Raw genomic sequence first — 8214 nt, 5'->3', positions numbered from 1 at the left:
TGTTTACAAGAAATTTCAAACGGGCTACAAAGCTTGATGCTAATACTATCTTACTTATATTGTTAGCATTAGGCATTTATTAACTTCACAAAACTTTCTGGTGTTAATACTCCAATTTCACTTTTTTTATAATCTTTAACATTTCGGGTAATAATTACCTCTATTTTTCCATAATTTATTGCTGAGAAGTTTTGCAAAGCATCTTCAAAGTCTTTGAATTCTGAATTTAATGCCTTTTCAATTACTTGTCTGTCCATTTGTAATACAGGTGTTATTGTCAATAATTGCTTTAATTTTTCAATAACTTTCTCATGCTTTGCAGTCCTGCGTAACAAATAATAAGTATTGCTAATTATAACTGCTGTGATAAATCCTTGCAGTTCTCCTCGTTGACATAGGTTTAATATTATTGTTGCATTATCTGAATGAGGTTTTCTGTCGAAGAAAAAGTCAAGGATCACGTCTGTGTCAATCAATATTCTTTTCATGCCATATATTTTTCGGAAAGTCCTTTTGACAATTCCTTTTTATAATCAAAAGATTCAGGTGCTTTAAAACTTCCACGTAATGAATTTATCAACGGTGAAATATCGTCAGCAACCCTCTGTTCCGTTGTTATGGCTTTAAGATAGTTTTCTATTATGTCCGACAAACTACGTCCTTTTCCTTTCGCATATAATTTTGCTCTCTCAATAATTGATTGCTCAATTGTCAATGTTAATTTTGTATTCATGATTCAATATTTTAGTTTACACGTGCAAAGATAATATATTTTATACGACCGTGCAAATATATTTTCAATTACACCTGCTTTTATGCTTAATGCTAACGGCAGTCTCTCTAAAAACCCCCAAACATTGATATTTGTACCCAATCAGTAATTCTGCAAATAGCTATTTTTTTAAATTATACATTTTGTTGTCTTATTAAAATAATTGCTTTTTAATAGTTTTTAGACGGTTTGGCTATGAATAGTTGCCTATTTCGAAGCAATATTTTTTCAAGTCATTACATATTTTATATAATAGCTAAATCTTTGATTTTACGACTATTTAGGCAATTATTTATGAGCCTTTGTTATGGCTTTTATTCTTCTTCTTTTGCTAGTTTATACAAATATTCAGGTGCTAAATCAACACCATTTTCCCATTCAATTGTCCATCTGTTTTTTGAAAATTTCTTAAAAAATTCAATGTCTTGTAATTTAGTAAAAACTTTTCTGTGGTCTGAAAATATTTTTTCCTTTAAATCCACTATGGCAGAATAATCATTATTAAATGATAAATCAATTTTGTATTTTTCAACATACCTAGCTCTTGTTATTTTTAAAAGTTCCATAATTTCTTATTTTAATGGTTCTATTTTTTTAAACTCTCCTGTTTCTTGGATTAATTTCCAATTTTCAGTTAATTCTTCTTTATGCAAATCCAACCAAGCATAAACAAGGTTAAGTGCTCTTCTCGGCATTTCTCCTTTAATTATTCCACTATCTATATGGATTATTGCATCATAATCTTGATATGATATATGAAAATGAGGTGGATTATGATCATCAAAGAACATCCTCACTATAATTCCGTAAAATCTACTAATTTCTGGCATAGTGCAAAGATAATAAAAATTAAAGCGAAAGAATAAATAAAAGTTGACCTATTACTATTTGACCAAGTCCCTGTTATCGAGCTATTTATTGTAATAATACTCGAACTTAATTTTCCAGATGATGTAGATGTTGCAACAATGACTACTCCATTATCGGTATCAGTTATGCTTTATGGATCTGAAGAAAGGTTATCACCATTAACAAAAAATAATTTTCCAAATAGCTATTTTTTAAAATTATACATTTTGTTGTCTCATCAAAATAATTGCTTTTTAATAGTTTTTAGACAGTCTGGCGGTTCAGTATAAGCGTAGTGCGGGTTTGCGTAGCACTGCACTTTCAATTTAATGCTTCCGTTTTTTAAAGGTAAAAAAGTTTTGCAAACTACAGAAACCGCTCTTGAATAGATACTGTGTTGTACACTGTGGGTCATTGTCTTAGTTGTTTTCTTTCAATTCGTTCTCGTGCTTCAATTAAGGCTTCATGTAGCTTAGCTTCTAAGATTTCTTTCGAGGGCAAATCTGTCCAATATTCCGCTACCATTATTCCATCTTTGTGCAATTCAAGAAGTTCAATCTGTTCTTTACTTGCAACTGCACAAAGAATTAATCCAATCGGTTGTCGCTCTCCATCTTGTTTTCCATATTTATCTAACCACTTCAAATACAACTCCATTTGTCCTTTGTCCTTTGCTTTGAATTTGTCAATTTTCAGTTCTATAGCAACTAATCTCTTTAGCTTACGGTGATAAAACAATAAATCCAAATTATAATCATCTCCGTCAATTATCATTCTTTTCTGTCGCTCAACGAATGTAAAACCGCTTCCCAATTCTAATATAAATAATTCAAGTTCTTTTAGAATTGCAGCTTCTAAATCATTTTCTAAATAACCATCTTTGAGTTCCAAAAAGTCAAGTAAATACGGGTCTTTAAAAACCCCTTTGTCAATCACTTTATTATCAAAAAGTTGAATATCTGATTTTTCAGTTCTTTCGTAAACTTTCTTTTCAATTTGCTTTCTCAGTTCACGAACTCCAAATGAACTCTCAAATGTAATCTTAGCATAAAAGTTTCTTGCTTGTTGTTCTTTTATTGGTATAAGTGCTATAAAATGAGACCATGACAAATGTCGTGACAGTGTAACGACATTTTCAACAATAGGATATTTTTCTGCAAATTGTATCATTCTACGCAAATTTTTCTCTTCATAATTTTTCCCAAAATTTTTCACTAATTCTCGTGACACTGTAACGACAATCTGTTTTCCGTATTCAGCTCTCTTATTTTGTAAATTATGAGTCAAAATTCGTTTTCCAATATGCCAAAACAATACAGTCAATGAACTATTAGCATAAGAAACTACTTGTGTTTTAGTCTTTTCGATTAGAGCAACTAAATCATTTAGTAAATTCTGATATTCAATTTTATTTAATGACATTTTTAAATTATTCGTTTTATTTTCAATTTTGCAAAGATAGGATTTTTAAAATTATTACAAATCTCTTTCTGCACTGCTCCATGGTGTACAACGACAGTCTCTCTAAAAACCCAAACCACCGATTAAATTTTTGTCAAATATAAAGCTATTTCTGCTTTGCTCAAAAATAATTGAACAATCCAAAAAAAAACCTACAAAAGTGGTGATTTACTATTGCGAAAAATTGTAGATTTGCAATTGCGAAAAATTGGTGATTTTACTTTTGCCATTTACACAAATTATTTTTATCTGCAAATTGTTGATTTTTTTAGACAGTCTGACGGTTGGTATATGAAAAGTAAGCGATTCCAAAGCACAAATCTTTCTGCGAAAAAGAAAGGTGAAAAGGACTACAAACCTTGATGCTACTGCTATCTCGCTTATTTTTTACATACATTGTTGGGCGGTCGTTATTTTGTTTTCCATTTTATGTCTTTCATTCTTTCGGTTAATTTTTTCAATGTTTCCAGAATTTCAACATCTTTCGGCAACTCTCCATATACCAATTTGCTGAAAGTAGAAAAATAATTCGTTTTTAATTTGTTCCAAACGTCTTTACTATCCTTGAAAATCAAAGCTTGTGTTGGGTGATTTTTCAACCATTCATTTCCGCTCTTAAAACTCAACCTATCATCAGTTGCTACATTAACTAACAATTCTTCAAATTCTTTTGAGTTAAAAAAGTATTCAACTTCTTTATTTCTCAACATTTGATTTAAATCGTAGACATGTCTAATTTTGTTATTCAAATCTTCGATTGGTGAATTTGTATATGAGAAACGAACTAAACTCATTATTTTTTCACAAAATGTTCTTTTCGGGCTTAAAACATTTACTTCAAAAGGTTTCATACCATATTTATCTGCAATTTCAAGCTGATTTGTTTCAATCGTCATTTCATAAATCAATGAATTTACTTTTCCTTTTTCAAACGGTTCAAAACTTCCAAGCCAAGTTGCTTCTACAATTAAATTATCTCTAACTTGCCCAAATAAACCTTCAAAGATTTTAGGATAATTATGAGCTGTTTTTCTTATCATTCCCTTTTTGTTGGTTATTCCTTGTATTTCAACTTCAGGAATGAGTTCGTTAACTATTTTTGTTATTTTCTTTAACTTGTTTTTCAGTTGATTACTACTATTGTTACCTTGTTTCAGCAATACAATGTCAATGTCTTCTGAGAAGCGGTCAATTAAATGATTACATTTTGATAATGCTGTTCCTCCTTTGAAAATACACGACTTTCCTATCTCCTTTGAAAAAATGGAATACAGAGCAAGTGTAACCCAATAATCTTTTTCAATATAGATTTCTGCAATTCCTTTCAACTGTGCTGTTGCTATTATTGCATCTTTAAAAAGTTCTTTATTTTCATGTAAGTTCATTTAATTTTCCATTTTTCAACTGTTGGTAAAATATCTTTTGTAATACCAAATCTATATTCTGATAGCGGATTAAGACTGTCATCCAAGCTTTTGGTATTAATATTTTTATTTGTATTTTCAAGCAATGCTCCAAGAAATGCTCTTACTCTTGGTGGATATTCAAGTGTAGTTTCAATCAGTTCTTTTTTTTGTTTTTTATTTAGTGCAAGTATTTTATCCGTCAAAATTATTAGAGCTGATTTTTTGTCTAAATCAGGTATCTTGTTAAAATCTTTTAATGTATCAAGAAGTTCAAGAAGTTTATAGTTTTCTTCTGTTACTTCAACATAACTTTTAACGGCACTTGCTTTTATGTTTCCCTTGGATATGTATATTCGTTTTTTGTTACTTGCAATACTTATTTCCTTAGGAATTTGAGTAGTCAGTCCCATTTTGTTATAAAGCAACAGACCGGTAATGTATGCTATCCTTTTTCCGTTTTTAAATAGATATGGTGATATTATTTTTTCTTCATTAGGTTTTAATTCACCGAAAATAGATTGTTTGGGTTTGTAAAAAATTCCGGTAGAGATACGTTTAATTATTCCTTTCTTAATTAATCGCTCAATTGTTTTTGTTGCAGCTGAATATTCTTCTTTTTTTATCGCAAGTTCTTTATAGGTAAATGTATCACCTGTTTCAATGTTATTAATTTTTTTCTCTATTTTCTTTGTAATATTCATACTGCAAATATAACTAACTTTTTCAATATTGTCAAGTAATTAGCTCAAAATACTTGACGTGTTTTCGGGTTTTCTAATGCCGCCCAACGTTAAGTATATGGTTTTGTGGCGGTTTTGAAACACAAATCTTTCAACTTACACCAATGTATATTTATATCTAAAATGCTCATATTTAGTACTTCACCCGCCATAAACTATATACATTGTTGTGCATTGTTATTGAAATATTTACAATAGCTCAATAAATTAATATAGTCTTCATTTATTCTTTTAATATTGTTCTTATGGTATATTTCTATTTTGTAAATAATATATTGAAAATATACCAAAATAGAACTAATCGTAATAAAGAATAAACTTAATAACCCCCCTTTAAATGAAACAAAATTACTGTATATATCTATTAATTTAAAAGAAATAGAAGGGACTTCATTTGAGTTCAAAGGCATAAAATGTAATGGGTAAATTACAGTAATTAAGAAACCAATAATAAGAACACATATTATAAATTTCAAAGATGTAAGCTTTGATTTATAATTCATACTTATGTTTTTTAATATTCTAAAATGTTTAATAATAGATTCAGACTCTATTTTTAAATGATATACTGCTTTTCTAATGACTTTAATTTCGTCCATCGAAAGTAAGGAGTTATGGTGAACTGCTTTACTATTTGAGGTAGTATTTAATACTTCATCTAAAACAGTTATACATTTTTCAGTTTTAAATAGGCAAGGCTCAATACGATACAACAAATTTAAACGCTTTTTGGAATCAAGCCCAGTAAAACCTAATTCTTCCGCTATTTTTTTACTTTCTCTAATAGATACTTCATCAACTTGTTCAAAATTAATTAATGAGATTCTATCTTTTAAGCTTTCATAATCTATTAATAAATTTTTATGCCTTTCTTCAACATTGTATTTTATATTTATCTCTCCAATAATTTTTGAAATAACAAAAGCCGCTATAATCCCAATTATAGCAGCACCACTCTGTGCAAAAGCTGAAAAAAACCAATTCCAATCTACTTCCATATACTATACCTTTTCAATTTTATCAATTATTCTGTCAAAAATATCCTTTTCATTATCTAACAATACTTTTCTTGCATTTATTCTATATCGTTCCAATACATTGTAATTTGAATCTAAAATCGTATGTTCTTTATTGTAGATTGATTTTCTTGATAAATAATTAAATATTTTAAAATAATTGTTTTTGTACAAATCAATATACTTAATTATTATATTAGTAATGTATACATTTATCATTTTCTTATGACTTAGGGATAGACTGAAAATTGAATCGTCTAAAACACTTAATCTAAATCCATCTAAATAACTAATATGTCTACGGATAATTAATCTAAATTGAAAATCACCTATTTTTAGTTCTTTATCAAAAAGGGAAAGAAACTTATTTCTAATGAATTTAGAAGGTGGAAAAGTATTTATTAGATTTCTAATGTAAAAATCAACTACTTTATTAATTGAATCATCAACATTTTCATATACTTTTTCTATAATTTCAAAAAGCTCAAAATCTGCAATATTACTTATGTTTTCAACATTTTCTTTTCTTTTAACAGAAAAGAAAAGCGGTTTAATAATGGAAAGATTTTTATGAGATTCATCGTGTGATAAAGAAAAAGAAAACAATTCAAAGTTAGACATTAATTCCCCTGAAATAAAAGCAGCATTATTATTATTGAATAATCTTATTTTGTTTAGCGTTTTGTTATTTTCTTCAAAAGATTTTGTGTGAAAATCATCAAGTTCTTTCTCTAAATTATAATAGAGTGTATTTGCTTCTTTACCGTTAATATCAATAATTTGCGACTTATAAATAGTCAGTAACTGTGCAAAGTAGTCAATCTTTTCTGTGTATGAATCTGTTATAAAATCTTTAATACTATCATTTGAATATATTTGTTTTCCTTCTTTTTTGTTAATTTTTGAAATGAAATTATTAGTTGAATTTAAAAGGTCAAATAAACCCACACCTTTTGATACAATGTCTTTTATAAATAAAGGTTTATCTTTATCTTCGGATTCATTAATAACATAATTTAGCATAAACCGTCTAATACTCTTTCCTTTTTTATTTTCTCTTCTATATTTAAAGATAATATTAAGTAATTTGTTTTTTGCTTTTGTATTCTTTTCTAATAGAGAAAGAAATAAATATATGTAGATGCCTTTTAGCAAATATTTATTATTATGATGATTTGCTTCATAACAATTAATCATTTCGTTTTCAAAGCTCAAATAATCATCAGAAATTAATAAAAACCATTGTTCAATTAAACTATCGAAAAGTGCTTTTTTATCACCATTCCAAAGGCTAAAAATGCTTCTTGTTTTATCTTCAAGTGACTTATAGCTGTCAATTTGTGTTAATAACATAAGGAATTGATAACCTTTTGGTAGTTCTATATTCAAAATATTGAATAGCTCATTGGTGAAGACTAATCTTTTATTCAGAATCTCACTTGTGAAATTCGTTGAATTCATTCTAAAATAATTAATGTCTATCATACATTGAGGTGTGTACTTCTCTTGACTGTCACTAATATTATATAATAATTCTTTTTGAATGCTGGAAAATGCTAAGAAATTTGAAGTTCGTAAAGCATAACCTAAACTAAAATTTCTTTGGAATGAGAAATTCCAGTCAAAAATTTCATCTTCACTAACTTGCAAAAACTTCTTCAGAGTATCACTAAAAGTGCTGCTAACAATGGGCTCTTTTGCAACCTGAATTACAAATTTTGATAAATAAAACTGTGGATACTGATAGAAGTTAATATCATCATTTTTTAAATAATCATCCAAATTATCTAAAAGAAAAATAAATTTTCTTTGCTTCTTCTTACTATAAAAAATTCTATATCTATCTTTATAAATCTTAAATAAGAACAATAGAGATAAAAGGTCGCTAACATTGTCATCTGTGATAATGTCTTGCATTTTATCTCTTATTAATAACTTATAATATCTTACTTTCTCACTGTACGCTTCGC

Annotated in this window: 9 protein-coding genes; all 9 read right to left on the bottom strand. The window is 28.0% G+C overall.

Annotated features, from left to right (window positions below):
* Nucleotides 1–68: 68 nt before the first annotated feature.
* On the bottom strand, nucleotides 69–488 hold the full coding sequence (locus U9R42_12895) for a PIN domain-containing protein (GenBank protein ID MEA3496915.1): 420 nt from the start codon (nucleotides 486–488) through the stop codon (nucleotides 69–71).
* A complete protein-coding gene (locus tag U9R42_12890; GenBank protein ID MEA3496914.1) occupies nucleotides 485–733 on the bottom strand; it encodes a DUF6364 family protein in 249 nt (82 codons plus the stop codon). Before U9R42_12890 ends, U9R42_12895 begins: the two co-directional genes overlap by 4 nt.
* 353 nt (nucleotides 734–1086) lie before the next feature.
* A complete protein-coding gene (locus U9R42_12885) occupies nucleotides 1087–1338 on the bottom strand; it encodes a DUF2442 domain-containing protein (protein ID MEA3496913.1) in 252 nt (83 codons plus the stop codon).
* A gap of 6 nt (nucleotides 1339–1344) precedes the next feature.
* Nucleotides 1345–1602 carry a DUF4160 domain-containing protein gene (locus U9R42_12880; protein MEA3496912.1) on the bottom strand — a complete coding sequence of 86 codons (258 nt, stop codon included), beginning with the start codon at nucleotides 1600–1602 and terminating at the stop codon, nucleotides 1345–1347.
* Between the two features lie 430 nt (nucleotides 1603–2032).
* Nucleotides 2033–3043, bottom strand: coding sequence for a PDDEXK nuclease domain-containing protein (locus U9R42_12875; GenBank protein MEA3496911.1), 1011 nt, complete (start codon nucleotides 3041–3043; stop codon nucleotides 2033–2035).
* A gap of 449 nt (nucleotides 3044–3492) precedes the next feature.
* On the bottom strand, nucleotides 3493–4467 hold the full coding sequence (locus U9R42_12870; protein ID MEA3496910.1) for a nucleotidyl transferase AbiEii/AbiGii toxin family protein: 975 nt from the start codon (nucleotides 4465–4467) through the stop codon (nucleotides 3493–3495).
* Nucleotides 4464–5189, bottom strand: a complete 726-nt coding sequence (locus tag U9R42_12865) for a DUF6088 family protein (GenBank protein MEA3496909.1) — start codon at nucleotides 5187–5189, stop codon at nucleotides 4464–4466. Before U9R42_12865 ends, U9R42_12870 begins: the two co-directional genes overlap by 4 nt.
* 194 nt (nucleotides 5190–5383) lie before the next feature.
* Nucleotides 5384–6226, bottom strand: coding sequence for a hypothetical protein (locus tag U9R42_12860; protein MEA3496908.1), 843 nt, complete (start codon nucleotides 6224–6226; stop codon nucleotides 5384–5386).
* Between the two features lie 3 nt (nucleotides 6227–6229).
* Nucleotides 6230–8214, bottom strand: a 1985-nt coding sequence (locus tag U9R42_12855; protein ID MEA3496907.1) for a hypothetical protein, incomplete at its 5' end; no start/stop codon positions are given.

This window comes from Bacteroidota bacterium (genome assembly GCA_034723125.1).
In the GTDB taxonomy this organism is placed as follows: domain Bacteria; phylum Bacteroidota; class Bacteroidia; order CAILMK01; family JAAYUY01; genus JAYEOP01.
This window is presented reverse-complemented; position numbering and strand designations above follow the sequence as displayed.

Bases quoted from the DNA above. Each gene is read 5' to 3' on its own strand.
- U9R42_12895 (MEA3496915.1), bottom strand. From the start codon at position 488: ATGAAAAGAATATTGATTGACACAGACGTGATCCTTGACTTTTTCTTC.
- U9R42_12890 (MEA3496914.1), bottom strand. From the start codon at position 733: ATGAATACAAAATTAACATTGACAATTGAGCAATCAATTATTGAGAGA.
- U9R42_12885 (MEA3496913.1), bottom strand. From the start codon at position 1,338: ATGGAACTTTTAAAAATAACAAGAGCTAGGTATGTTGAAAAATACAAA.
- U9R42_12880 (MEA3496912.1), bottom strand. From the start codon at position 1,602: ATGCCAGAAATTAGTAGATTTTACGGAATTATAGTGAGGATGTTCTTT.
- U9R42_12875 (MEA3496911.1), bottom strand. From the start codon at position 3,043: ATGTCATTAAATAAAATTGAATATCAGAATTTACTAAATGATTTAGTT.
- U9R42_12870 (MEA3496910.1), bottom strand. From the start codon at position 4,467: ATGAACTTACATGAAAATAAAGAACTTTTTAAAGATGCAATAATAGCA.
- U9R42_12865 (MEA3496909.1), bottom strand. From the start codon at position 5,189: ATGAATATTACAAAGAAAATAGAGAAAAAAATTAATAACATTGAAACA.
- U9R42_12860 (MEA3496908.1), bottom strand. From the start codon at position 6,226: ATGGAAGTAGATTGGAATTGGTTTTTTTCAGCTTTTGCACAGAGTGGT.